Raw genomic sequence first — 418 nt, 5'->3', positions numbered from 1 at the left:
TTCTGGTCATTAACGGACCGAACATCAATTTTTTGGGGATTCGTGAGCCGGGAATCTACGGAGCAAAAAATTATACCGAACTGACTGCTCTGGTCGAAGCGGCAGGTCAAAGGCTGGGCGCCGCCGTGGACTGCTTCCAGTCCAACTGCGAGGGCGAAATTATCGACGCCATCCAAGATGCCTTTGGGAAATACGACGGCATAGTGATCAATCCGGCCGCCTACACCCATTACAGCATTGCGATCTATGATGCGCTTAAGGCCGTTCCGGTGCCGGCGATCGAGGTGCATATCTCCAACACCCATGCCAGGGAGGAGTTCCGTCACCGATCCGTGACCGCCGCCGCCTGCATCGGCCAGATTATGGGACTGGGGTTTGACGGGTACGTGCTGGCGCTGCAGGCGCTGGTGGAAAGGCA

General features: G+C 56.9%; 1 protein-coding gene. It reads left to right on the top strand.

The genetic code is table 11. From position 1 onward, the window contains the following. Nucleotides 1-2: 2 nt before the first annotated feature. Nucleotides 3-418, top strand: a 416-nt coding sequence (gene aroQ / locus ALO_RS12845) for a type II 3-dehydroquinate dehydratase (protein WP_004096624.1), incomplete at its 3' end; no start/stop codon positions are given.

The organism is Acetonema longum DSM 6540, assembly GCF_000219125.1.
In the GTDB taxonomy this organism is placed as follows: Bacteria; Bacillota; Negativicutes; order Sporomusales; family Acetonemataceae; genus Acetonema; species Acetonema longum.
Note: the sequence above shows the minus strand (reverse complement) of the source record. Positions and strands in the feature narration are given on the sequence as shown.